The 23046-nt window shown below is 68.0% G+C and carries 18 protein-coding genes; 11 read left to right on the top strand and 7 right to left on the bottom strand.

Going from position 1 to position 23046, the window contains the following annotated elements; all coding sequences use genetic code 11:
- The 3 genes from FHS74_RS08990 to scpB are packed head-to-tail and all read left to right on the top strand — an operon-like array spanning position 1 to position 2194.
- Entirely contained in the window at positions 1-696 is a 696-nt protein-coding gene (locus FHS74_RS08990; RefSeq protein WP_246463010.1) for a site-2 protease family protein, read from the top strand.
- Positions 696-1538 (top strand): segregation and condensation protein A, encoded by an 843-nt coding sequence (locus FHS74_RS08985; protein ID WP_184799588.1) that lies wholly within the window; start codon positions 696-698, stop codon positions 1536-1538. The genes FHS74_RS08990 and FHS74_RS08985 overlap by 1 nt, the downstream gene beginning before the upstream one ends.
- Positions 1535-2194 carry an SMC-Scp complex subunit ScpB gene (gene scpB, locus FHS74_RS08980; RefSeq protein WP_184799586.1) on the top strand — a complete coding sequence of 220 codons (660 nt, stop codon included), beginning with the start codon at positions 1535-1537 and terminating at the stop codon, positions 2192-2194. Before FHS74_RS08985 ends, scpB begins: the two co-directional genes overlap by 4 nt.
- A 48-nt stretch (positions 2195-2242) precedes the next feature.
- On the opposite strand, the gene FHS74_RS08975 is transcribed toward scpB, so the two are convergent.
- Entirely contained in the window at positions 2243-2707 is a 465-nt protein-coding gene (locus FHS74_RS08975; RefSeq protein WP_184799581.1) for a HEAT repeat domain-containing protein, read from the bottom strand.
- A gap of 163 nt (positions 2708-2870) precedes the next feature.
- On the opposite strand from FHS74_RS08975, the gene FHS74_RS08970 reads away from it, so the two are divergent.
- Positions 2871-3533, top strand: coding sequence for an SCO family protein (locus tag FHS74_RS08970; RefSeq protein WP_184799579.1), 663 nt, complete (start codon positions 2871-2873; stop codon positions 3531-3533).
- A gap of 51 nt (positions 3534-3584) precedes the next feature.
- Here the strand turns inward: FHS74_RS08970 and FHS74_RS08965 are convergent, their stop codons facing one another.
- Genes FHS74_RS08965 through FHS74_RS08955 form a run of 3 tightly spaced genes read right to left on the bottom strand, consistent with a single transcriptional unit; the run spans position 3585 to position 6688 of the window.
- The gene (locus FHS74_RS08965) at positions 3585-4454 is read right to left on the bottom strand and encodes a serine hydrolase domain-containing protein (protein WP_184799837.1); all 870 of its coding nucleotides are present in this window, start codon (positions 4452-4454) and stop codon (positions 3585-3587) included.
- A gap of 23 nt (positions 4455-4477) precedes the next feature.
- Positions 4478-5593, bottom strand: a complete 1116-nt coding sequence (locus tag FHS74_RS08960) for a branched-chain amino acid ABC transporter substrate-binding protein (RefSeq protein ID WP_184799577.1) — start codon at positions 5591-5593, stop codon at positions 4478-4480.
- 39 nt (positions 5594-5632) lie between these two features.
- The gene (locus FHS74_RS08955) at positions 5633-6688 is read right to left on the bottom strand and encodes a branched-chain amino acid ABC transporter substrate-binding protein (protein WP_246463009.1); all 1056 of its coding nucleotides are present in this window, start codon (positions 6686-6688) and stop codon (positions 5633-5635) included.
- Positions 6689-6951: 263 nt separating this feature from the next.
- Here FHS74_RS08955 and gor point away from each other — a divergent pair, with 263 nt between their 5' ends.
- Entirely contained in the window at positions 6952-8310 is a 1359-nt protein-coding gene (gene gor, locus FHS74_RS08950) for a glutathione-disulfide reductase (RefSeq protein WP_184799574.1), read from the top strand.
- Between the two features lie 146 nt (positions 8311-8456).
- On the opposite strand, the gene FHS74_RS08945 is transcribed toward gor, so the two are convergent.
- The gene (locus tag FHS74_RS08945; protein WP_184799573.1) at positions 8457-9629 is read right to left on the bottom strand and encodes a hypothetical protein; all 1173 of its coding nucleotides are present in this window, start codon (positions 9627-9629) and stop codon (positions 8457-8459) included.
- Between the two features lie 431 nt (positions 9630-10060).
- Here FHS74_RS08945 and FHS74_RS08940 point away from each other — a divergent pair, with 431 nt between their 5' ends.
- From FHS74_RS08940 to FHS74_RS08920, 5 genes are all read left to right on the top strand, one after another.
- Entirely contained in the window at positions 10061-10999 is a 939-nt protein-coding gene (locus tag FHS74_RS08940) for an aspartate carbamoyltransferase catalytic subunit (protein ID WP_184799572.1), read from the top strand.
- A 60-nt stretch (positions 11000-11059) separates the two neighbouring features.
- Entirely contained in the window at positions 11060-12373 is a 1314-nt protein-coding gene (pyrC, locus tag FHS74_RS08935) for a dihydroorotase (protein WP_184799571.1), read from the top strand.
- 4 nt (positions 12374-12377) lie between these two features.
- Entirely contained in the window at positions 12378-13058 is a 681-nt protein-coding gene (plsY, locus tag FHS74_RS08930; RefSeq protein WP_184799570.1) for a glycerol-3-phosphate 1-O-acyltransferase PlsY, read from the top strand.
- 92 nt (positions 13059-13150) lie between these two features.
- Entirely contained in the window at positions 13151-15514 is a 2364-nt protein-coding gene (locus FHS74_RS08925) for a hypothetical protein (RefSeq protein WP_184799569.1), read from the top strand.
- A 100-nt stretch (positions 15515-15614) separates the two neighbouring features.
- Positions 15615-15854, top strand: coding sequence for a hypothetical protein (locus tag FHS74_RS08920; RefSeq protein ID WP_184799567.1), 240 nt, complete (start codon positions 15615-15617; stop codon positions 15852-15854).
- Positions 15855-15886: 32 nt separating this feature from the next.
- On the opposite strand, the gene uvrA is transcribed toward FHS74_RS08920, so the two are convergent.
- Positions 15887-18772, bottom strand: coding sequence for an excinuclease ABC subunit UvrA (gene uvrA / locus FHS74_RS08915; protein WP_184799565.1), 2886 nt, complete (start codon positions 18770-18772; stop codon positions 15887-15889).
- Positions 18773-19091: 319 nt separating this feature from the next.
- On the opposite strand from uvrA, the gene ssb reads away from it, so the two are divergent.
- Positions 19092-19646 carry a single-stranded DNA-binding protein gene (ssb, locus tag FHS74_RS08910; RefSeq protein WP_184799563.1) on the top strand — a complete coding sequence of 185 codons (555 nt, stop codon included), beginning with the start codon at positions 19092-19094 and terminating at the stop codon, positions 19644-19646.
- 61 nt (positions 19647-19707) lie between these two features.
- Here the strand turns inward: ssb and FHS74_RS08905 are convergent, their stop codons facing one another.
- Complete coding sequence (locus FHS74_RS08905) at positions 19708-22956, bottom strand: tetratricopeptide repeat protein (RefSeq protein ID WP_184799562.1); 3249 nt, start codon at positions 22954-22956, stop codon at positions 19708-19710.
- Between the last annotated feature and the right edge of the window lie 90 nt (positions 22957-23046).

Below are 23046 nucleotides of genomic sequence, written 5' to 3'. Positions count from 1 at the left end.
TTGGACATCACCACTCTTCAAGACTTGGCCCTTACCCTGACGGTCATCGCCCTGCCGATGATCATCGCCATCACCATGCATGAGGCCGCCCACGGCTGGGTGGCGATGAAGCTGGGGGACCCGACCGCCTATCGCCTGGGGCGGGTCAGCTTCAACCCCGCCAAGCACATCGACCCCTTCGGCACCGTCATCCTGCCGGCGGCCCTGTTCCTGAGCACCGGCGCCATGTTCGGCTGGGCCAAGCCGGTGCCGGTCGATTTCCGCAACCTGCGCAAGCCGCGTCGCGACATGATCCTGGTGGCCCTGGCCGGGCCGATGACCAACATCCTGCTGGCCCTGGTCTGCCTGCTGCTGCTGAAGGTCGTGGGTTTCCTGCCCGGCGCGGGCCAGGCCTGGGTGGGGCAAAACCTGACGGCGGGCATCCAGATCAACCTGTTCCTGGCGGTCTTCAACATGCTGCCCATCCCGCCGCTGGATGGCGGCCGGGTGGTGACGGGCCTGCTGCCCCCACGTCTGGGCCAGCGCTTCGCCGCGCTGGAGGACAAGGGCATGATGATCCTGCTGACCGCGTTCTTCCTGCTGCCCTACCTGTTCGACCATATGGGCCTGGGCAACCTGAACCCCATGCGCTGGCTGGTGGGCGTGCCCGTGGCCCTGCTGTACGACGTGCTGATGAAGGTGACGGGACTGAACTGATGGCCGACGCCAAGGGGCAGGATGAGGAATGGGGTGCCACCACCACGGCCGACCTGGCTGATGGGGAACCCGCCCTGCTGGTCGATCTGGGGGAGTTCGAAGGCCCCATCGACTTGCTGCTGACCCTGGCGCGCGACCAGAAGGTCGACCTCACCCGCATTTCCATCCTGGCGCTGGCGGAGCAGTATCTGGCCTTCATCGCGGCGGCGCACAGCCTGCGGCTGGAGGTGGCGGCCGACTATCTGGTGACGGCCGCCTGGCTGGCCTATCTCAAGTCCCGCCTGCTGCTGCCATCCCCCGAAACGGAGGAGCCGACCGGCGAGGAACTGGCCCAGGCCCTGGCCTTCCAGTTGCAGCGGCTGGAGGCGATGCAGAACGCCGCCGCCCGCCTGATGGCCCGCCCCCGCCTGGGGCGCGACATCTTCCCCCGTGGCGCGCCCGAGGACCTGCCGGTGTTCGAACGGCGGGTGACTGAGGTGACGCTCTATGACCTGCTGCGCGCCTATGGCGACATCAAGCGCCGGCAGCAGAAGACCGGGCCGCTGCACCTGCCGCCCGTCGATCTGTTCACCATCGAGGACGCCATCCGCCGGGTGGAGGCGATGCTGGGCCGCCTGCCGGATTGGACGCGCCTGGACCATTTCCTGCCGCCCGACTGGCGCGGTGGCGGCAGCCGGGAAGACAAGCTGAAGGCCCGCTCCGCCCTGGCCGCCACCTTCGTCGCCACGCTGGAACTGGCCAAGGCCGGCCAGTTGGAGGTGCGGCAGGACGGCACCTTTGGCACCCTGTACGTCCGCCGCGTGGACGCGCCCGCCGCCGAGATCACGGATAAGAAGCCATGACCGCCGAAACATCGTCACCCGTGCCTGCCGGTGAGACCGAAGACGGCTTCGACCGCCGCGCCGAACAGTTGCGCCTGGTGGAGGCGGTGCTGTTCGCCTCGGCCGAGCCGGTGGAGGAGGCCGCCCTGGCCGCGCGCCTGGGCGAGGGCGCCGACCTGCGCGGCCTGCTGACCGAGTTGCAGGCCCATTACAGCCATCGCGGCGTGCACCTGATGGCCGCCTCCGGCCGCTGGGCCTTCCGCACCGCCCCAGACCTCGCCCCCCTGCTGCAACGGGAGACGGAGGTGGCGTCCCGCCTGTCGCGCGCGGCGGTGGAGACCCTGTCCATCATCGCCTATCACCAGCCGGTGACCCGGGCGGAGATTGAGAGCATCCGGGGTGTCGCCACCAGCAAGGGCACGCTGGACATCCTGATGGAAGCGGGCTGGATCAAGCCTGGCCGCCGGCGGGAGACGCCGGGCCGGCCGCTGACCTGGCTGACCACCCCGGCGTTCCTGGATCATTTCGGTTTGGAATCGTTGCGCGACCTGCCCGGCGTGGACGATTTGCGCGCCGCCGGCCTGCTGGACGCGCGCCCGGCCATCACCACCCTGCTGCCCCGGGGCGGCGACGATGCCGCCATGCCCCGGGCGGTGGAGGACAGCGTGGAGGATTAGTTCTTCCGCCCTCAGGCGCCTGGCGGCGGCCCGCTTGCGCCTAAACCTCTATTTTGCGCTGGCCTCGCACGCGGCCACCGCTTCCACCACCAGCTGGTCCACTTCCTTGTCGCCGGTGGCCTTCAGCCAGCCGCGCAGGGGTTTGATCAGGTCGGGGTGGGCGCACAGCGCCGCCGCCTCGAACAGCGTGGGATAGACGCTCTCGGCGCTCAGCGCCTCCAGCACATGGGGGCGGGCGAGATCGCCATCGCGCTGGGCCAGGGCCACCAGGGCCTCGGCGCGCACGCCGTCGTCGGCATCGTCCAGCGCGGCGACCAGGGCCGCGCGCACCGCCTTGGTGTCGGCCTCCGACTGGCCCAGCAGGAACACCGCCCAATCGCGGTTGGCGGCGTCGGCGTCGCGGAACAGGGTCAGCAGGCGGGCGATGGTGGCCTCATCGTCCGCTTCGATCTCCACATCCTCGTCGATCAGGTCCCGCAGGAAATCCGACGGGGGCATATAGTCCTTGGCCATGGCGGCATCCTCAATAGCGGGCGTCTGGGGGCCGCTGGCCCCGCGCCGGGTCGTCCAGACCGTTGGATACCCTGTGGCTGGAGCAGGCCGCAAGCTAGCTTCTTGACCGGACGCGCGGCACGGTTCCAAATGCCGACGCCCTTCGGTTGCCTTGAGAACGACCATGCCGCGCCAGACCGCCCGCCGCCGCTCCCCCGTCGTTCGCTGGGCGGCCCCCGCCTTGGTGCTGGCCGCCATCGCCATCGGCGCCTGGGGCTTCCTGGGCCACCCGGCGTCCCAGGACCCGGCCGTGCCCACCCTGGCCAGCATCGGCGGCCCCTTCGATCTGGTGGATCAGGACGGCCGGGCGGTGACGGACAAGACCTATGCCGGCAAGACGCTGATGGTCATGTTCGGCTACACCAACTGCCCCGATGTCTGCCCCACGGGCCTCGCCTCCATGAGCGTCATCCTGGACGGGCTGGGCGCCGACGCCGACCGGGTGCAGGGCCTGTTCATCACCGTGGACCCGGCGCGCGACACGGCGGCGGTGCTGAAGGACTACATGGCCAACTTCAACCCGCACATCGCGGCGCTGACCGGCACCCCCGCCCAGGTGGCCGGGGCCGCCGCCAGCTACAAGGTCGTCTACCGCAAGGTGTCGGCTGATGGCGCGCCGCTACCACCCGATGCCCATCCCGGCGAGTACGCCATGGAGCACAACGCCGCCATCTTCCTGATGGGCCCCGACGGCCATCTGAAAAGCACCATCAACCCCTTCGAGCCGCCGACCACGGCAGAGGGCAAGGTGCGCCACGCGCTGGGCTTGCCGGTCGCGGCGAACTGACCGAGGAGGAAGAATCCGCCCATCTCCCTGAGGGCGGGGAGACGGCCCGCCTTACCCGGCGAGGGCCAGTCGCTGGAAGACCTTATCCACCACCAGGTCGGGGTCTTGCGCCGATGCCTGCCAGATGGCACACGCTCTTTGGCCCTGGGCATAGACGGCGATGGTGCTGCCCGGTCCCGCGCCTCGATGACCAATGGGGTGGTCGAGAGGGGAGGCGGCGTTCAGCATGAGGCCCAGCCCGTAAGCGGGATCCTTGAAGATGCCGTTCCGGTATTCCGGCAGGGCGTGACGTTCGAGCATCGCCGCGAACGTCACGGGCCGCAGCAGGGGGCCCACCATCAGTTCCTTGAGCAGTCGGGCCGCGTCGGCGGCGGTCCCGGTCACCAGGCCATGATAAACCCATCCGGGGTGGTAGCCTTCCCCGCCAGGCCCCATTCGGACGTCGGCGAGGTCCGCCGGTTGGGTGGCCAGGCGCGCCGTCGTCAATCCCGCGGGCCCGAATACCAGCCGGTCGAGCGCGTCCGCCAAGGATCCGCCGGTCGTGGTCTCAATCAGCCCCCGTATCTTGAGATAGCCAATGTTTGAATAGGCCCATCCGGCTCCAGGTTCGTAGCGAGGTCGCGCCACGTCCAGCGCCTGGAGAAGGCGGCCAACCGGCCAGGGCGATTTCCGCGCCTCGACATCCTCATGATATCGCGCCAGGCCGCCGTAGTCGGGCAGCCCCGCCTGGTGGCGGAGGAGGTGCGCCAAGGTATAGGACTCTCCGGCGACTTTCCCGTCCAAGGAAAGCAGACCGTGCTCGACAAGACGCAACGCGGCGATCGCCAGGACCGTTTTAGTGAAGCTCCACCAGGGCACCCGATCGGATGCGCCGCTCACCGTGACGCCCCCATCCGCATCAATGAGCGCCACGGAATCCATAAACGGTCTGCCTTTCCCGGTGTTTACGGCTTGGCCAGCGGGGCGTAGGCGCCGTTGTGCCAGCTGTAGATGACGTAATCGTTCTGCTTGCGGTCGCCCTTGGCATCGTAGGAGACGGTGCCGACGGCGGTGGTGAATTCCTGGCCGCTGTGCAGCACGGCCGCCACCTTCTTCGGGTCCACGGTGCCGGCCTTGGCCGCCGCCTGGGCCCAGACCTGGACGGCGGCGTAGGAGTAGAGGGAGAAGATGTTCGGTTCGCCGCCATTCTTGCGGAAGCTGTCCAGCGCCTCCTTGGCGGCCGGGCTCTGCCGGACGTCGGCGTTGTAGGCCATCATGACGCCTTCGCCCATGCTGCCGGCGGTGGTCCAGAACTCATCGCTGGCCAGGGTGTCGCCGGCCAGGAAGGCGGCCTTCACGCCGGCGGTGCGCGACTGGCGCACCAGCAATCCCGCCTCCGGGTACAGGCCGCCGTAGAACACGGCGTCCACGTCCGCCGACTTCAGGCGGGTGACCATGCTGCTGAAGTCCTTCTCGCCGGCGGTCACCGTGCCGCTCAGGGCGACGGGCACGCCCCGGGCCTTCAGCGTAGCCCGCACGGCGTCGGCCAGGCCCTTGCCGTAGGTGGTCTGGTCGTCGACGACGGCGATCTTGCCGCCCTTGTAATGGTCGGCCAGATAGGCGCCGATGACCTGGCCCTGCTGGTCGTCGCGGCCGCAGGTGCGGAACAGCGTGTCCCAGCCCTGGGCCGTCAGCTCCGGACTGGTGGAGCTGGGGGTGATGACGATGACGCCCTCATCGGCGTAGACCTGGGCCGCCGGCATGGTGGTGCCGGTGGTCATGTGGCCCATGACCATGGCCACCCGGTCGGTCACCAGGCGGTTGGCGGCGGCGACGGACTGCGTCGGCTCCCCCCCATCATCCACGGCGTCCACCACCAGCTTCTGCCCCAGGACGCCGCCCTTGGCGTTGATGTCCGCCACGGCCTGGTCGGCGCCGCGCCGCAGCTGGGTCCCCACCGCCGCCAGCCGGCCGCTGAGGGGGACACCGACGCCGATCTTGATGTCCGCGCAGGCGGGCAGGCTGATCGACAGCAGGGGCAGGGCGAAAACGGCGACACGGGCGAAGGCGGGAACGCGCATTGAACTGTTATTCCTGAACCGGGAGGGGGCTAATTCACACTACTTGACCTCGGTATAGGTGCCATCGCGCCATTGGTAAACTGTGTAATCGGCAGTGGTGCGATCTCCTTTCGCATTGAAGGAGAGGGGGCCGATCACGGTTTGGAAGCCGCCCTTGTGCAATGCCTCCGCCACCTTGGCCGAATCCGTGCTCTTGGCCGCCGTCACCGCCTGGGCCCAGGCCTGCACCGCGGCGTAGGAATAGAGGGTGTAGGCCTCGGGCTCATAGTTCTGGGCGCGGAAGCTTTTCACCACCTCCGCTGCCACCGGCTGCTGGCGGTAATCGGCGCCGAAGGTGTTGAGCACACCATTGCCGGTCGGGCCGGTGATGTTCCAGAACTCGTTGGAGACGATGCCGTCGCCGGCCATGAACCGGGCCTTCAGGCCCTTTTCCGCCATCTGGCGGACCAGCAGCCCGGCCTCGGTATGCAGGCCGCCGAAATAGACGAAGTCGACCTGGGCATCTTTCATGCGGGTGATGACGGAGGACATGTCGCGGTCGCCCACGGTCACCGCCTCATACACCACCTCCTTCAGGCCCGCCTTGGCCAGGGCGGCGCGGGTGGCATCGGCCAGGCCCCGGCCATAGGTCGTCTGGTCCTGCAGGATGCCGATGCGCGCCTTGGGGAAATTCCGGGCGATGTAGGCCGCCGCCACCTCGCCCTGCTGGTCGTCACGCCCGCAGGTGCGGAAGGTGGTGTGGCTGCCCATTTCCGTCAGCTGGGGATTGGTCGAGCCGGGGGAGATCTGCACCACGCCTTCCTCGGAATAGACCTTGGCGGCGGCGATGGAGACGGCGGAGTTGTAGTGGCCGATGACGGCGACGACGCCCTGGGTGATCAGCTTGTTGGCCGCCGCCACGCCCTGGCTGGGGTTGCTGGCGTCGTCGGCCTGGATCAGCACGATCTGCTCCCCCAGCACGCCGCCTTTGGAGTTGAGATCCTTGATGGCCTGTTCGCTGCCCCGGCGCAGCTGTTCGCCCACCACGGCGTTGGGGCCGGTCAAGGGGGCGCCCAGGCCCAGCTTGATGTCGGCATGGGCGGCAGTCGCGCCCATGCCCGCCGCCATCACGAGCGCGACGGCCGCAACCCGGCCCATCCCGCGCCGCGTCCGCGTGTTTCCAACCAAGCCCTTCATACCCAGTCCCCCATTCCATCCCTGGTGGGCGATGATCACCGCCCCGCGCCGCCGAGGGTAGCATGGGCCCGTCGCGGGTCCGCCACCCGCATCGCCATCCCTTGCGCGGAATGGGAAAAGATACGACATCTGGGCACGTCCGATCGGCGCAGGGCGCCGTCCTCACCACAGGGAATGCCGTCATGGCCGCCTATGATTACGACCTTTTCACCATCGGCGCCGGTTCCGGCGGGGTTCGCGCCAGCCGAATCGCGGCCGGCCACGGCGCCCGTGTGGCGGTGGCGGAGGAACGGTACCTGGGTGGCACCTGCGTCAATGTCGGCTGCGTGCCCAAGAAGTTCCTGGTCTATGCCGCCCAGTATTCCGCCGGTTTCCAGGACGCCGCCGGCTATGGCTGGGACGTCTCGGCCAAGGCGCATGACTGGCAACGCCTGATCGCCCACAAGGATGCGGAGATCACCCGCCTGAACGGCATCTATCGCCGCCTGCTGGAGAATGCGGGCGCCACCATCTTTGAGGCGCGCGCCACCATCGTTGATGAGCATACGGTGGACGTGGGCGGCAAGCGCGTGACGGCGGAGCGCATCCTGATCGCCACCGGCGGCTGGCCGGAACTGCCGGAGAAGCCCGGCGTGCGCGACCACGCCATCACCTCCAACGAGGTGTTCCACCTGGACCAGCGGCCAGAGCGGGTCGCGATTGTCGGCGGGGGCTACATCGCCACGGAATTCGCCGGCATCTTCAACGGCCTGGGTTCCCACGCCATCCAGATCTTCCGGGGCGACAAGCTGCTGCGCGGCTTTGACGAGGATGTGCGGGATTTCCTGGGGGCTGAAATCGCCAAGACCGGCGTCGACCTGCGCCCCCACACCACCATCAAGCGGCTGGACAAGACGGAGCGCTGCCTGGTGGCGACCCTATCGGATGGCGCGACATTGGAATTGGACGCCGTGCTATATGCGACCGGCCGCCGGCCCAACGTGCGCGGCCTGGGGCTGGAACGCGTGGGCGTGGAACTGAACGACCGCGGCGCCATCAAGGTGGACGAGCAGTACCGCACCACCGTACCCAACATCTACGCCCTGGGCGACGTCACCGACCGGGTGAACCTGACGCCGGTGGCCATCGCCGAGGGGCACGTGCTGGCCGACACGCTGTTCGGCAACAAGCCGCGCGGCGTGAACTATCACAACATCCCCACCGCCGTGTTCTCCAACCCGCCGGTCGCCACCTGCGGCATGACGGAGGCCCAGGCGCGCGCGATCTATCCGGCGGTCGACACCTACCGCACCAATTTCAAGCCCATGCGGCACACCCTCTCCGGCCGCGATCAGCGCATGCTGATGAAGTTGGTGGTGGAGCGGGCCAGCGACCGGGTGGTGGGCTGCCATCTGGTGGGTGACGACACGCCGGAGATGATCCAGGGCGTGGCCGTGGCCATGAACGCCGGCGCCACCAAGGCCGTCTTCGACAGCACCATCGGCCTGCACCCGACGGCGGCGGAGGAATTCGTGACGTTGCGGACGAAGGTGCCGGATTAGAGCAGATCGTCCAAAGGCGGTCGCCTTTGGACGTGAAGCTGCTCGCGGACAGACTCATCTATAGCTGGCTGTGGTTCTGAGTGAACGCAGCCGGCTATAGACTTGAAATGGTCCGGCCGTCGCGGCGTTGATGATCGTCAAGCCGATCAGGCCAGCGGGCTCGACGGCTGGCGTCGGTTGGCGGCAAGGCCGGTCTCCACCAGGTCGGCCAGGCCCGGCACCATCTCCTGCCGTATCCAGTCCAGCTTCTGACCGGGGGCGCCGCGCCCCACCGTGGGGAAGGCGCGTTTCCAGCCGCCCAGCTTCACCGCCAGGCCACAGCACAACGCGCCCACGCCGGTGTGGTGCGCCTCGATCTCGCGGCGCATGGCCTGGAAGCCCTCGGCCGACAAATCGTCCCACAACTGGCGGGTCATGCGGTCGAAGCTGCGGAAGCAGCCCTCCAGCTGGGTCATGATGGTGTCCAGGCTGGCATCCACGGCGGCGATCAGGCGCTGGGTGGCGCTGTCGCCCTGCACCAGGGGCGCCCGCCTCAACTCGGCCAGCCAGCGATCGAACTCTTCCAGCAGGGCGTGGGCGCCGTCGCGGCAGCTGCGGAAATAGGCCACGGACAGGAAGATGTCGCCATACTGGGCCAGGAACTCGGGAATCTCGCTCAGCTTCAGGCCCAGGCGGCCGGCGATATGGCGCAGGTTGGCCAGCGTCTCCTCCCGGTCCGGGTTGGATAGCAGGGCCGTCAGGTCGCCCATGTTGTCCACCTGGCTGGCCTGCTCGCCATAGACCCGGCGCAGCAGGGGGCGGGTGAAGCCCTGCATGTACTGGGTCAGTTCCTCCTGCTTCTCTGGCGACAGCACCAGATGCTGGTGTTCATCCACGGCGATGCCCAGGGCCCGCAACTCGATGCGCAGGGAATAGACATCGAAGGAAGCGATGGTGCCCAGCTTCAGCAGCAAGGCCATGTCGCGCTCCAGCAACGTCGGGTCGGCCGCGAACTCCCGCCCCAGTCCCTCGATCTGGATCAGGCCGGTGCCGGCGCGGGCGTCGCGGAACAGTTCCACCATGGTTTCCAGGCGGGCGGTCTTGACCAGGCGCGCCCGTTTCAACCCGCTGACGGTCAAGGGCAGCAGATGCAGCGGCAGCAGGTGCAGGGCGTCCGTCTCATCCGACCAGGCCCCGGTATCGCGCGCCACGCGGGAGACGCCATCCGCCCGGGGTGGCTCCAACATCACGGGATGCGGCGCCAAGGGGCGGGGAAGGGGGCCGGGCGGGGGCGCCGTGGGGTCGGCCCCCAGGGGCGCACCGTGGACTGCAAGCGGCATGTCGTCGTTCCTGAAAGCCGTAATGCGGTCCGTCCTGCAAGCGCGACGGCCGTCCCATCGATGCGGGGCAGGGACTGCCATCCCTGTAACCGTCTGACAGCATAGTTCTTATCGAATACTAGTAAAGTACTAACTCGGTGGCGGAGGCGAGCTACCCAGGTATGGTCTCCATTTTCAATGGTGATTGTAATAATTGCATCAAATCCAATATAACTATTTGTCACAAATCATCGCGTTTCATGGGGCTCCGGCCGGCCTGGACGCCAGGCGGCGCGAAAGGTGGGCGCAAACGGGCGCGGGCCTGCGCCACCCGCCGGGCAGCCATCCCGTTCTTGCCTGCGCGCGGCGGCGGGGCCATAGTCCGGCCCCGATGCGGTGGCGTCCCCGTGGCCGGGGGCGAAGCCGTCCCCTCTGACCCCCCAAGGGATCCCATGCGCTTTCCGCACCGGCACCTGCTTGGCATCGAAGGCCTGAGCCCGGCCCAGATCAACACCATCCTGGATCTGGCCGACACCTACGTCGATCAGAACCGCAGCCCCAACAAGAAGTCGGACGTGCTGCGCGGCAAGACGGTGGTGAACCTGTTCTTCGAGAACTCCACCCGCACCCGCACAAGCTTCGAACTGGCGGCCAAGCGGCTGGGCGGCGACGCCATCAACATGTCGGTCGACGGGTCCAGCGTGAAGAAGGGCGAGACCCTGCTGGACACCGCCACCACGCTGAACGCCATGCACCTGGACGTGCTGGTGGTGCGCCATCCGGAGTCGGGCGCGGTGAAGCTGCTGGCCGACAAGGTCAACTGCGCCGTCATCTCCGGCGGTGACGGCGCGCATGAGCACCCGACCCAGGCCCTGCTGGACGCCCTGACCATCCGCCGCAACAAGGGGCGGCTGGACGGCCTGACCGTCACCATCTGCGGTGACATCCTGCACAGCCGCGTCGCCCGCTCCAACATCCAGCTGCTGAACATCATGGGGGCCCGCGTGCGCGTGGTGGCCCCGCCCACCCTGCTGCCCCGCGCCATCGGCGAGCTGAGCGTGGAGGTGCATCACGACATGGCCACCGGCCTGAAGGACGCCGACATCGTCATGATGCTGCGCCTGCAGATGGAACGCATGCAGGGCCAGTTCGTGCCATCGGTGCGGGAGTACTATCACTTCTTCGGTCTGGATTATGAGAAGCTGGCGGCGGCCAAGCCCGACGCGCTGATCATGCATCCCGGCCCGATGAACCGCGGGGTGGAGATCGACAGCCTGGTGGCCGACGACATCAACCGCAGCGTCATCCTGCAGCAGGTGGAATTCGGCGTGGCCGTGCGCATGGCCTGCCTGGATCTGCTGACCCAGCACGGCCGCAACGACCCGGCCTGACGCCCGGCCCCAGCGTCGCCCGCCCCACCCCCGTCTCCCGCCTTCCCGGACCCGCCGCCCATGCCCCCGCATCCCCGCACCGCCATCCTGAACGCCCGCCTGCTGGACCCGGACAGCCGTCTCGACCAGCGCGGCTCCCTGTTGATCGACGGCGGCAAGATCGCCGACCACGGCCCCGGCCTGTTCCGGGACGGGGTGCCGGAGGGTGTCGAGGTCATCGACGCGGATGGCGCCTGCGTCGCGCCCGGCCTGGTCGATTTGCGCGCCCAGGTGGGGGAGCCGGGGCACGAGGACAATGAGACGCTGAAGACCGCCAGCCAGGCGGCGGCGGCCGGCGGCGTCACCGCCCTGGCCTGCCTGCCCGACACCGATCCGGTGATCGACGACGTGGCGGGGCTGGAGTTCATCGCGCGGCGGGCGCGCGAGGTCAGGCTGGTCAAAGTCTTCGCCTATGCCGGCATCACCCGCGACCTGGGCGGCAAGGAACTGACCGAGATGGGCTTGCTGGCCGAGGCTGGCGCCGTGGGCTTCACCGACGGCGGCAAGGCGGTGGCCGACGCCCTGGTGATGCAGCGGGCGTTGTCCTACGCCAGCATCTGGGGCCGGCCCATCCTGCAGCATCCGGAGGAGCCGCGCCTGTCGGGCAGCGGCGCCATGAATTCCGGCGAGATCGCCACCCGCCTGGGGCTGTCCGGCATCCCGGCGCATTCCGAAGTGATCATGCTGGAGCGCGATTTGCGCCTGGTGGAGGCGACGGGGGGCCGTTACCACGCCGCCGACATCTCCACCGCCGAGTCCGTGGCGGTCATCCGCGCCGCCAAGCGCCGGGGCCTGAAGATCACCTGCGACACCGCCCCGCCATACTTCACCTTGACCGAGCGGGACGTCGGCGACTATCGCACCTTCTTCAAGCTGTCGCCGCCCTTGCGCGGCGAGGATGACCGCCAGGCCATCGTCGAGGGCTTGGCCGACGGCACCATCGATTGCATCACCAGCGACCATCTGCCCTGGAACCAGGACGCCAAGCGCGTGCCCTTCGCCCAGGCGGCCTTCGGGTCGGTGGGGCTGGAAACCCTGCTGCCCCTGACCCTGGACCTGGTGCACAAGGGGCATATGAGCCTACTGGACGCCTTGGCCACCGTCACGGTCAAGCCCGCCGCCATCCTGGGACTGAACCTGGGCCGCCTGCGCACCGGGGCCGCCGCCGACCTGGTCATCTTCGACGCCGAACGGCCGTGGCGGGTGGACGCGGAGGCGCTGCACAGCAAGTCCAAGAACAGCTGCTTCGACAAACACCCCGTGCAAGGCCGGGTGCTGCGCACCCTGGTGGACGGCCGCACCGTCTTCACCCTGGCTCCCGCCCGGGCGGGCTGACCCCATGGACGGCGCTACCCTGCCCGTGGCGGCCCTGATCCTGGCGCTGGCCGGCGGCTATCTGCTGGGGTCCATTCCCTTTGGCCTGGTGCTGGCCTATCTCGGCGGCCATGGCGACATCCGCAAGATCGGCTCCGGCAACATTGGCGCCACCAACGTGCTGCGCACCGGCAACAAACCGCTGGCCGCCGCCACGCTGATCCTGGACAGCGGCAAGGGCGCCATCGCCGTGGGCCTGGCCCATTGCCTGGCCCTGAACTTCCTGCAGGCGCCCGACGCGCCCCACCTGGCGGGCCTGGTGGCCGGCGGCGGCGCCATGCTGGGCCACACCTTCCCGGTGTGGCTGGGCTTCAAGGGCGGCAAGGGCGTGGCGACGGCGCTGGGCGTGCTGCTGGCCACGTCCTGGCCAGTGGGCGTCATCGCCTGCCTGACCTGGCTGCTGGTGGCCGTGCTGTTCCGCATCTCCTCCCTCTCGGCCTTGGTGGCCCTGGCCTTGGCGCCCGTGGTCGCCGGGGTCCTGCCCACGGTCTGCCCGGCGGCTGCCGGCTTCGGCGCCGGCCCGGCCGAATCCGTCCTGGCCCTGGCCATCGCCATCCTGGTCTGGCTCCGCCACCACGCCAACATCCGCCGTCTTCTGGCGGGGACGGAGCCCAAGATAGGGCAGGGGAAGCAGAAGGCCGAATAGCCCTTCAAGCTTGAATTGACCGGGCGCGCGGCGCGGTGGATTGTGTGCGCCGCTCCCCCACAATCAGTCGCGCTATTGGTGTAAAGATGGGCTTGCGGGTATTGAAGGCGCCGTCCGCACTGTTGCCGGCGGCGATGCTTTTCCTGACCGTGACCGTTGCCGCCGCGAAGGATGCGCCACCGACCGATTGCCGGATCCTGACGCAGTACTGGCCGTTGTGGAGCGCCCTATCACCTCATCCGTGGACGGATGAAGACATCCGGGAGCGTGCCTTCTTCCCGACCCAGGAAATTCTGGCGGCACTGCGTGCTGTGCCCTTGGACAAGCCTTTGCCGGTTTCATTCGGAGAGGGGCAGCAGTACTACCGCCCCTGGGAACCGAAGCCGGATCAGTTGGCGGCCTATGCCGAACCGGCGTTTGCCTACGAACTGGGGTACTTCACCCAGGCCATTTCTGGCTTCGACAAAGTGGTGAAGGACACGTCGTCACCCTTCCGGGCGGCGGCGGCTTACAGCGCCGCACGGGCCTCTTTTCGCGCAGGCATGTTCGATGAAGGCGTACGCCGCATCGATGCCCTTTTGCGGGACGAGACGCTATCGGAGTTCGAGCATGCCGCGGCGACCCTGATTGGCAGGATGCGTTACGGGACGAGTGCCCTTCCGCTGGCGGCAGCCCGGTTGGCGGAGGTCAGCCGTTTCATGACGGCGCCCACCGCCGCCATTTGCCCACCTGATCGAGCCTCGGAGGAACTGACAAAACCGCTCCCGCTGACCCTGCAGGGCTACGAAACCATCCTCAAGCTTCGACGCGCTGCGGAAGCTGATATCTGGCTGGCGGACGAGACGCCGGAGCCGGACCGCGATCAGCGTTGGCCGCTGCCCCATTATGACCGGGCCGCGGCCGCCATGGCCGCCCGCGATCCGGTCATCGATGCCCTGGCGGCCCTCGTGGCTCCCTGGCCTTATCACACACCGGGGCAGGCGGGCAGCCGCGACGCCATCCTGAACCCAACCCTTCTGGACCACGCCCGCCAACAGTGGCGGAAGAGCCGCAACCCGCTCTGGGCCCTGGCGGTGGCGGAGCATAGCCGAGACCCGGCCGACGGTGCCGTTATCGCGGAAGCGGTGACCGCCGTACGCGCCTGGCCGGGTTTGACAGCCACGGCCCGCGCCGCTCTGACTTGGCGGTTGGTCGCCCAACGGGTGCGCATCCTCTACCAAGCTGGGCGGGCCGACGAGGGCATTGCCGCTCTCGATAGTCTTACGCGGGAAGATCGCCGGGCCTTGACGCGGAGGGATCGGGTTCCAGATATCGCCACCGCATCCAAAACCATCCTCGACGATGGCGTTCGCTGGTTCGTGGCCCGTGCCGATCTGGAGGCGGCGCGCCACTGGGCTATCACGGTGGGGCAGGCCACCGGCATCCCCGTGTCAGAAGAGTTGAAGCCGGCGCTGGCACAATCCGTAGACGATCTTTACAACCATCCCATTGTGGGTTTGCGGCCGGTTGATGGCCTGATCGAGCTGGGTTGGGCCAGGGCTTTATTCGACCTGATGCCGCCCAAGGCATTGGTCGAATTCGCCCGACATCCCCGGTTGGCTCCTGACGACCGCAGGGCTTTGGTGGGGGCCGCCATTGCCCAAGCCTACGCTCAGCGTCGCTGGGCCGACATACGGGCATGGTTGCCGGATCTGCGGCTGGCGCAGCCATCCCTGGCCCCCGACATCGACCGGATCGAGCGCACCTGGTGGCCCCCCAAACAACGCCACCTCATCACCATGCTGCTGTTGCGTAACCCAGGATTGGTGGCACGACCATCCTGGGCGCGCCCGCCGGGTGGGGAGGACCACTACAGCATCCTGACGGACAGCCTGAGAGACGGCCCAGCCCGGCCCGGCGATTGGAACGCCTTCGACCGGGAAAATCCCCGCGATGGCAATTGGTGGTGTTCCGCCGATCCGGCGGTCTTCCGGTCAGAAGCCGCTGACAGTCTTATATTTGCTTCGATACCGTTCGGTCCTTATCTGGTGTTCGATATAGACGCCGCCGCGCGGGAAGCCCTGCCGCCACCGCGATCCTCCGATCCGAATGACCCGTATTGGAAACAGAGTCGGCAAGCAGAGGAACAGCAAAAGGCGAAGGTACTCGCCGTTATTCCCCTGCTGAAGCCAATGGATCCGCAGACGCCCACAACTCCAGGCCGCTGGGGTGACGCGTCCGAGCGCCTGACCAAGGATGTCTTGGCCTGGGCGCGGGACGAGGGGGTGGTCACCCGCTGGTTGGAAGGCGATGACCTGCTGGCGGAAGCCCTGCACCGGGCGGTGATGGCGACGCGCTATAGCTGCCGGGTGGACAATGGCCCCTGGTCCCGCGCGGCCTATCAGGAACTGCACCGCCGCTTTTCTCACTCGCCCTGGTCAGCCAAGACGCCTTATTGGTTCGGGGTTATCCAATAGGGCGGCCAATAGGACGGCAAAGTGATCCAACGCAGCCCCCTTGAACCTTTGGGCGGCGTATACTGCTTTATCCGCGCCCCCGCACGAAGGAAATGGATCCATGACCAAGAAGCCAGACCACCCGAAGGACGACGCCGACAACGGCAGCATCCTGGGCAACATCATCCTGGAAGAGGTGGTGGAGGCCATTGAGGCGGTACGGTCGCCCACGCCGGACATCTTCCCCCCCATCCCCCATGAGGTGCGTCCGTCCAAGGACAATGCCGTCACCGGCAAAGGGGATGAGCGGCAGGAGGCGGAGAAGACGCGGCCGGATTCCCCGGGCCATCACAGCCGCTGATCCCACCTGAGGGGCAGAAGCGCGGCGCCCTTTCAGGACGCCGCCTTCGCCTTGCGCTTCTTCGGCGCCACGGCCTCCACCGTTGGCGCCACCTCCGACAGGTAGGGCTTCAGGTAGTGGCCGGTGTAGCTGCCCGTGATGGTGGCCACGTGTTCCGGCGTGCCCTCCGCCACGATGCGGCCGCCGCCAGCGCCCCCCTCGGGGCCCATGTCGATGATCCAGTCGGCGGTCTTGATGACCTCCAGGTTATGCTCGATGACCAGCACGGTGTTGCCCTGGTCGACCAGGGCGTGCAGCACCTCAAGCAGCTTGCGCACGTCCTCGAAATGCAGGCCGGTGGTGGGCTCGTCCAGGATGTAGAGGGTGCGGCCGGTGGCGCGGCGGGACAGCTCCTTGGCCAGCTTCACGCGCTGCGCTTCGCCGCCCGACAGGGTCGTGGCCGGCTGGCCCACATGGATGTAGCCCAACCCCACCTCATCCAGCGTCTGCATGCGGTCGCGGATGGCGGGCACGGCCTGGAAGAAGGTCGCGGCCTCCTCCACCGTCATGTCCAGCACCTCGGCGATGCTCTTGTCCTTGTACAGGACCTCCAGCGTCTCGCGGTTGTAGCGCTTGCCGTGGCAGACGTCGCAGGTGACGTAGACGTCGGGCAGGAAGTGCATCTCGATCTTGATGACGCCGTCGCCCTGGCAGGCCTCGCACCGGCCGCCCTTGACGTTGAAGCTGAACCGGCCGGCGCCATAGCCGCGGGCCTTGGCCTCCGGCAGCCCGGCGAACCAGTCGCGGATGGGGGTGAAGGCGCCGGTGTAGGTGGCGGGGTTGGACCGGGGCGTGCGACCGATGGGCGACTGGTCGATGTCGACGATCTTGTCCAGATGGTGCAGGCCCAGGATGTCGTCATGGGCGCCCGGATGCTCCCGCGCGCCGTTCAGCCGCTTGGCCAGGGCCTTGTACAGCGTCTCGATGATCAGGGTGGACTTGCCGCCGCCCGATACGCCGGTGACGCAGGTGAAGGTGCCCAGCGGAATGCGGGCGTTGACGTCCTGCAGGTTGTTGGACCGGGCGCCGATGACCTCCAGGAACTGGCCCTTGTGGCCGGCGCGGCGACGCTCCGGCAGGGGAATCCGGCGCCGGCCGGTCAGATAGTCGGCGGTGACGCTGGCCGGGTTGGCCATGACCTCCGCCGGGGTGCCGGCCGCCACCACCGTGCCGCCATGGATGCCGGCGCCCGGCCCCATGTCCACCAGATAGTCGGCGGTGCGGATGGCGTCCTCGTCATGTTCGACGACGATGACGGTGTTGCCCAGGTCGCGCAGGCGCTTCAGCGTGATCAGCAGGCGGTCGTTGTCGCGCTGGTGCAGGCCGATGGAGGGCTCGTCCAGGACGTAGAGCACGCCCGTCAGGCCGCTGCCGATCTGCGAGGCCAGGCGGATGCGCTGGCTCTCCCCACCCGACAGGGTGCCGGAGGCGCGGTCCATGGCCAGGTATTCCAGCCCGACATTGTTGAGGAAACCCAGCCGCTCATTGATTTCCTTGAGGATGCGGGAGGCGATTTCCTTCTGCTTCTGCGACAGGTGCTCATCCAGGCCGGCGAACCAGGCTCCCGCCTCCTGGATGGACATGCGGCTGATCTCGGCCACGTTCTTGCCGCTGATCTTGACGGCCAGCGCCTCCGGCTTCAGGCGGGCGCCGTTGCAGGCCTCGCACGGCTGGGCGGACTGGTACTTGGAAAGCTCCTCCCGCATGAAGTTGCTTTCCGTCTCCTTCCAGCGGCGTTCCAGGTTGCGCACCACGCCCTCGAAGGGCTTGTTGGTCTCGTACGCGCGCAGGCCGTCATCATAGCGCAGGGTGACCGGCTTGCCGCCGGAGCCGTAGAGGATGAGGTTCTTGAGCGTGTCCGGCAGGTCGCTCCACGGCGTGTCCATGCTGGCGCCACAGTGGCGGGCCAGGCTTTCCAGCGTCTGGGCGTAGTATTGCGAGGTGGACCCCGCCCAGGGGGTGATGGCCCCGTTCTTCAGTGACAGGCGCGTGTCCGGCACCACCAGGTCGGGATCGAAATACAGCTTCTGGCCTAGGCCGTCGCAGGCCGGGCAGGCACCGAAGGGGTTGTTGAAGGAGAACAGGCGCGGCTCGATCTCCTCGATGGTGAAGCCGCTGACCGGGCAGGCGAACTTGGCGGAGAAGACGGTGCGCTCGCCCGTGTCCGCGTTCTCCGCGAACACCAGGCCGTCGGCCAGTTCCAGCGCCGTTTCCAGGGAATCGGCCAGGCGATTCCCTAAGCCCTCCTTCACGACGATGCGGTCGACCACCACCTCGATATCGTGCTTCAGCTTCTTGTCCAGCGCCGGCGCCTCGTCGATCTCCATCATCTCGCCATTGATCTTCACGCGCTGGAAGCCGCGCTTGCGCAGCTCCTGCAGCTCCTTCTTGTACTCGCCCTTGCGGCCGCGCACCGTGGGCGCCAGCAGGTAGAGGCGGGTGCCCTCCGGCATGGCCAGGATGCGGTCCACCATCTGGCTGACCGTCTGGCTTTCGATGGGCAGGCCCGTGGCCGGGGAATAGGGGACGCCGACCCGGGCATAGAGCAGGCGCATATAGTCGTAAATCTCCGTCACCGTGCCGACGGTGGAGCGGGGATTGCGGCTGGTCGTCTTCTGCTCGATGGAGATGGCGGGGGACAGCCCCTCGATGCTGTCCATGTCCGGCTTCTGCATCAGTTCCAGGAACTGACGCGCGTAGGCCGACAGGCTTTCCACATAGCGCCGCTGCCCCTCGGCGTAGATGGTGTCGAAGGCCAGCGAGGATTTGCCGGAACCCGACAGCCCGGTGATGACCACCAGCTGGTCGCGCGGCAGATCCACGTCAACGTTCTTCAGATTATGTTCCCGCGCGCCGCGGACACTGATATATTTGTTCATGGTATGTTCTGAATAGTCGATCGGGGCGGGGGCTGGCAAGGGGGAATAGGCGGCACCCGCCACCGTTCCCCCGGGCCAGCCGGGCAGCGTCTTAATATGGGGATGCCGGTGTCAAAAGGCGACAGCAGGATTCATCCCCTTTTGTAGGGGGCCGGGGTCGGGTCGGGACTGCCCGTTTGGGGGGACCGGATCGATATTTTGGGCATGCCGGGGGCCGGCACCACCATCGCTGTGGCATCGCACGGGTGCGGCGGTGTAGGCTCTCCCCATCAACGACGGGGCTTTCACGCCCCCTTTTGTGATTCAGGACGGATCGGACATGGCTGGCAGCGTCAACAAGGTCATCCTCATCGGCAACCTCGGCAAGGAGCCGGAGGTCAGGTCCATGCAGAACGGCGGCAAGGTGTGCAACCTGCGCATCGCCACCTCTGAGACCTGGAAGGACCGCAACAGCGGGGAGCGGCAGGAACGCACCCAATGGCACCAGGTGGTGATCTTCAACGAGGCGCTGATCGGCGTGGCCGAGCGCTTCCTGAAGAAGGGCTCCAAGGTCTATATCGAGGGCCAGCTGGAAACCCGCAAATGGACCGACCAGTCGGGCCAGGAGAAGTACACGACCGAGGTGGTGCTGCGCCCCTTCCGCGGCGAACTGACCATGCTGGAAGGCCGTGACGGCGGCGGCGGCGGTGGCGGCGGCTACGAATCGGGCGGCGACTTCGGCGGCGGCGCCCCCAGCTATGGCGGTGGCGGGGCCCCGGCCGGCGGTGGGGGCTACGGCGGTGGCGGTTCCCCCGCCGCCGGCGGTGGCGGTTCGCGCGGCGGCTTCGGCGGCGGCAAGCCGGCCGACGATTTGGACGACGAAATCCCGTTCTGACCGGCCGGCACGGGGCAGGGATAAGGGGCGCGTCCGGGAAACGGGACGCGCCCTTTCCTTTTCAAGGCACCTCCGCGTCATCCGCCTCGGGCCCCAGATGCTCGGCGATCAAGCGTAGCCCCCAATCCCCCAGTCCTTCCCACGCCTTTCGCGCCGCCGCCACATGGGCGCGCCGCTCGCTTTCACTTCCGGCCATCCGGGAAAGGCGAAGCGACGCCCAGCCCATGGAATAGGGCTCCGGGATACGCTCATACAGGCCCAGCGCCTGCTGATAGTGCCGGCGGGCCTTTTCGGGCTGTTCCTCCCGTGCAAGACTATCCCCCAAGCCCTGGATGCAGTTGGCTTCGCCCAGCACGTCACCGACCTGTTGGTACAGCGGCAGGGCGTCCTCATAGCGGGCACGGGCCGCGTCGTGGTCGGAGCGTCTTAGGGCGATGTCCCCCAGGCTCCGGATGCAGTTGGCTTCGCCCAGCACGTCACCGACCCGCCGGTAGAGCGGCAGGGCGTCCTCATAGCGGGCACGGGCCGCGTCGTGGTCGGAGCGTCTTAGAGCGATGTCCCCCAGGCTCCGGATGCAGTTGGCTTCGCCCCGCACGGCACCGACCCGCCGGTACAGCGGCAGGGCGTCCTCATAGCGGGCACGGGCCGCGTCGTGGTCGGAGCGTCTTAGAGCGATGTCCCCCAGGCTCCGGATGCAGTTGGCTTGGCCCAGCACGGCACCGACCCGCCGGTACAGCGGCAGGGCGTCCTCATAACGGGCACGGGCCGCGTCGTGGTCGGAGCGTTCCAGGGCGATGTCCCCCAGGCTCTTGATGCAGTTGGCTTGGCCCAGCACGGCACCGACCCGCCGGTAGAGCGGCAGGGCGTCCTCATAGCGGGCACGGGCCGCGTCGTGGTCGGAGCGTCTTAGGGCGATGTCCCCCAGGCTCCGGATGCAGTTGGCTTGGCCCAGCACGTCACCGACCTGTTGGTACAGTGGCAGGGCGTCCTCATAGCGGGCACGGGCCGCGTCGTGGTCGGAGCGTCTTAGGGCGATGTTCCCCAGGCTCCGGATGCAGTTGGCTTGGCCCAGCACGTCACCGACCCGCCGGTAGAGCGGCAGGGCGTCCTCATAGCGGGCACGGGCCGCGTCGTGGTCGGAGCGTGCCAGGGCGATGTCCCCTAGGCTCTTGATGCAGCGGGCCTGACGACGCGTGTCGTTCAGGGCCTGGGCTCGCCCTACCGCCCTTTCCAGCAACTCGGGAGTGCCGGCCCCGGAGAAGCGCTGAAACTGCGCTAAAGAGACGATGGCGTCGATGGCGCGCTGACATCCATCGTCGTCCAAGACCATGTCCAGAACGCTGTTGATGTTCTGGAATTCCACGGTGATGCGGGCGGCTGCGTCCTGGCCATCCTCCCGCCCCAGCTGATCGCCCAGTTCGGCCAGGGCGATCATGGCATCGTGCAGGGCGGCGGCGTCCGCTGGCGACGGAGTCACCCTCGCCCTCACCACCTCCCGCACCGGGACCAACAGGCGCAGCCTGTCCTTCTCCTCCCGGGCCAGGGCCAGTTGCACCAAACTGGTGGCGGCGGCCGCCGCGTTCTGGCCCAGCAAATCATCGCGCAGGGAACGGGCCAGGCCGTCCGGCAGGCGCCCCAGCAGGCCCAACAGACGGCGGCCGTCCGGCGTCAGGCGGGGGCTTTCCAGGCTGAGGGAGACCGAGGTGGTGAAATCCGTTTCCCGGTTGGCCGCACGGCCCAGCCGCAGCAGGGCCGCGGGTTCGGCCTGCCAACGTGCCCACAGGTCGCGCAGGTCGGCCAAGCCATCCGCCTGCGCCGCCAACAGCCGGATGGCCAAGGGAACACCATCGGCCACGCCAATGACCATGGGCAGCAGGGCGTCCGTCGCCAACTGCGGGCCCGCCAGGCCCAGGAACAGGGCGCGGGCGTCCGCCCCGCCCAAGCGGTCGAGTTCCAGGCGTTGCCATGTCAGTCCCTGGGGGCATTGCCGGCCGCGGATGGACAACAGGATTCGGGCGACGGCGCCACACTCTGCCAGAACCTGTCCCACGCCATGGGGGTCCGGTGTCCACGGCGTCTCGGCGTTGTCCAGGATCAGCAAGGTCGGCTGTCGTCCCAAATCCGCCACGGCGCGTTCCAGCGGGGGGGGGCCGGCCTCCAGGCCCAGGGCGGTGGCGATCTTCAGGGCCATGTCCGCGCCGGTCCCGGCCGCCTCCAGCCGCACGAAAACCCGCCGGGGGAAGGCCGCCATGATCCGCTGGTCATGGCCGACATGCTGGGTCAGGCCCGTCTTGCCGATGCCGCCGGGCCCCAGGATGGCGACGTGGCTGCCGGCCAGCAGAGCGGCCACCACCGACGCCACCTCCCCGGCCCGCCCCACGAAATTGTCCGTAGGGCGGGGCACGGCGGTGACCAGGGGGGAGGGGGCGGGATTGCCCCCCGTGCCGGTGGATGCAAGCGCCCCGCTGGCGGGCGGCAGGCTGGCAAGGAATCCGGGCAGGTCAGCGTGGCCGGGGCCGAAAGCCAGGGGCACGATCCGCATCCAGCCCTTGGCCCGCCAGCTGGCAAGCTCACCGTCGCGACACAGCAGGTAATGCCGATGCTCGGCGCCCCGCAGGGTGGTATCGATCCAATCCAGCAGCGGGCCGAGATTGGGATCGTCCAGGGTGCCGCCGCAGCCGACGAAGACCAGGGAGGCACTGGCGGCCAGCACCTGTTGCAGGAATTGCTGAAACGGGGATTGCGCCGTTTCCCGGTATCGCTGGACACCCAGCACGACGCTTTCGGGCCGTTCCCAATGGCCGTGCAAATGCAAGATGCCCCGGTCTTCCCGCCGCGACCACCGTAGGCTCTTTCCGCTGTCCGTGGGCAGGACGACGGACGCGCTGTCGCAGGCGTCGCACAGGATGGAATCATAGTTGGTGGTGGCGATCAGGACGCCATGCCGATGCAGGTGGGCCAACGCGGATGGCACCGCGCCGTCGATGACTGTCAAGTCGCCCACCGTGGTCCGCAACCAGCCAGCGAACTCACCATCGCCGTCCTTTTGCCCCAGCCTATGGGCGACCATCTCCGCCGCCGCCAGCAGCAGGGTCATGTCGTCGGCCTCAAGGTTGGCCAGCGCCGCGTTCAGCGCCTTGTCCTTGATCTTCCCCAATTGGTGGGCCCGCCGCAGTCCATGCTCGATCAGGCCCGTCCAACTGGCATGTCTTGTCCCCGGCCCCACGGCGGCGATGGTGGTGCCCGCACCCGCGACGATCACCGCCCGCTTGTCCGCGATCGCCTTTTTCAGATCATCCAGCAACACCATACCAGTCTCCCGTGCATCATCGCAGATTGGCACGGAATTTCTGGTGACGACAACGGTGTGGACACATCAACCTAGGGCCGCGTTATCGCG

Origin of the sequence: Nitrospirillum iridis (assembly GCF_014205765.1) — a bacterium.
Lineage (GTDB): Bacteria > Pseudomonadota > Alphaproteobacteria > Azospirillales > Azospirillaceae > Nitrospirillum > Nitrospirillum iridis.
Note: the sequence above shows the minus strand (reverse complement) of the source record. Positions and strands in the feature narration are given on the sequence as shown.

Excerpts from the sequence above, each read along its gene's own strand:
- FHS74_RS08985 (WP_184799588.1), top strand. The coding sequence starts at position 696 with ATGGCCGACGCCAAGGGGCAGGATGAGGAATGGGGTGCCACCACCACG.
- scpB (WP_184799586.1), top strand. The coding sequence starts at position 1,535 with ATGACCGCCGAAACATCGTCACCCGTGCCTGCCGGTGAGACCGAAGAC.
- FHS74_RS08975 (WP_184799581.1), bottom strand. The coding sequence starts at position 2,707 with ATGGCCAAGGACTATATGCCCCCGTCGGATTTCCTGCGGGACCTGATC.
- FHS74_RS08970 (WP_184799579.1), top strand. The coding sequence starts at position 2,871 with ATGCCGCGCCAGACCGCCCGCCGCCGCTCCCCCGTCGTTCGCTGGGCG.
- FHS74_RS08965 (WP_184799837.1), bottom strand. The coding sequence starts at position 4,454 with ATGGATTCCGTGGCGCTCATTGATGCGGATGGGGGCGTCACGGTGAGC.
- FHS74_RS08960 (WP_184799577.1), bottom strand. The coding sequence starts at position 5,593 with ATGCGCGTTCCCGCCTTCGCCCGTGTCGCCGTTTTCGCCCTGCCCCTG.
- FHS74_RS08955 (WP_246463009.1), bottom strand. The coding sequence starts at position 6,688 with ATGGGCGCGACTGCCGCCCATGCCGACATCAAGCTGGGCCTGGGCGCC.
- gor (WP_184799574.1), top strand. The coding sequence starts at position 6,952 with ATGGCCGCCTATGATTACGACCTTTTCACCATCGGCGCCGGTTCCGGC.
- FHS74_RS08945 (WP_184799573.1), bottom strand. The coding sequence starts at position 9,629 with ATGCCGCTTGCAGTCCACGGTGCGCCCCTGGGGGCCGACCCCACGGCG.
- FHS74_RS08940 (WP_184799572.1), top strand. The coding sequence starts at position 10,061 with ATGCGCTTTCCGCACCGGCACCTGCTTGGCATCGAAGGCCTGAGCCCG.
- pyrC (WP_184799571.1), top strand. The coding sequence starts at position 11,060 with ATGCCCCCGCATCCCCGCACCGCCATCCTGAACGCCCGCCTGCTGGAC.
- plsY (WP_184799570.1), top strand. The coding sequence starts at position 12,378 with ATGGACGGCGCTACCCTGCCCGTGGCGGCCCTGATCCTGGCGCTGGCC.
- FHS74_RS08920 (WP_184799567.1), top strand. The coding sequence starts at position 15,615 with ATGACCAAGAAGCCAGACCACCCGAAGGACGACGCCGACAACGGCAGC.
- uvrA (WP_184799565.1), bottom strand. The coding sequence starts at position 18,772 with ATGAACAAATATATCAGTGTCCGCGGCGCGCGGGAACATAATCTGAAG.
- ssb (WP_184799563.1), top strand. The coding sequence starts at position 19,092 with ATGGCTGGCAGCGTCAACAAGGTCATCCTCATCGGCAACCTCGGCAAG.
- FHS74_RS08905 (WP_184799562.1), bottom strand. The coding sequence starts at position 22,956 with ATGGTGTTGCTGGATGATCTGAAAAAGGCGATCGCGGACAAGCGGGCG.